The organism is Mesorhizobium sp. M0195 (assembly GCF_040322115.1).
Taxonomy (GTDB): domain Bacteria; phylum Pseudomonadota; class Alphaproteobacteria; order Rhizobiales; family Rhizobiaceae; genus Mesorhizobium.
In genome coordinates this window covers 1-794 of record NZ_JAMYSV010000088.1, presented here as the reverse complement: position 1 = coordinate 794, position 794 = coordinate 1, and the positions used below count along the sequence as shown (strand labels likewise).

Genomic DNA, 794 nt, shown 5'->3' with positions numbered 1-794 from the left:
CCTGTCCCGGATGGTCGCACCATACGCCGAAAATCGCTCATCTCCAGCGGGGATCGGATGGCACCGTCATGATCATACCGGTTACCAACCCGATCGAGCGCCTCAACGGCGAGATCAAGCGGCGCACCGAGGTCATCGGCATCTTCCCAAATGATGACGCCATCGTCCGCCTGGTTGGCGCGATCTTGCTCGAACAGAACGACGAATGGGCCGTGCAGCGCGCCAGATACATGACGCTCGTGTGGATGCCACAACGGCTTCCTGAGGCGGATCACGTCTCAAAACAGGCTGGTGGCCTTCGCCTCTGTCGCTTGTGCGGTCTGTTGCCTCTCGCTGGCCCTTACATCGTCGGTCGCTGTGGCGGCGATTTCGCTGGCACTCGGCGGAGCGGGTTGGCTCATCACCTGGACGGGCATTGACGTGTCGGTGCAGCTGGCAAGCCCAAGGTGGGTTGTTGGCCGCACGCTCTCTATCTACTACGCCTTGAGCGCCGGCGGTATGGCTGCGAGCAGCTGGATCTGGGGTTCTGTCGCACAGGAGTACTCTCTGACATGGGCTTTGGAAGGCGCCGCAATAGCCCTGTTGCTGGTCGCAGCTGCGGGAATAGTGTTGCCGGTGCGGCCTTGGGAAGAAACCGATCAAGAAAGTTCCGGTTTTCAACCGCCGGAACTGGCGCTCGATCTGAAACCAAGGAGACACCGTTATCTATCTAAACATCCGGCAGTGGCGCCCGCGACGGGATCAGCGCGCCGGCGGCAGATGCGCGATCTGCGCGCCGAGCTCATAGTATCCCT

Annotated in this window: 2 pseudogenes; both read left to right on the top strand. The window is 61.2% G+C overall.

From position 1 onward, the window contains the following. Positions 1–239: pseudogene (locus tag NKJ12_RS32135) on the top strand (transposase); the annotation flags it as partial. 4 nt (positions 240–243) lie between these two features. Continuing rightward, positions 244–794: pseudogene (locus NKJ12_RS32130) on the top strand (MFS transporter); the annotation flags it as partial.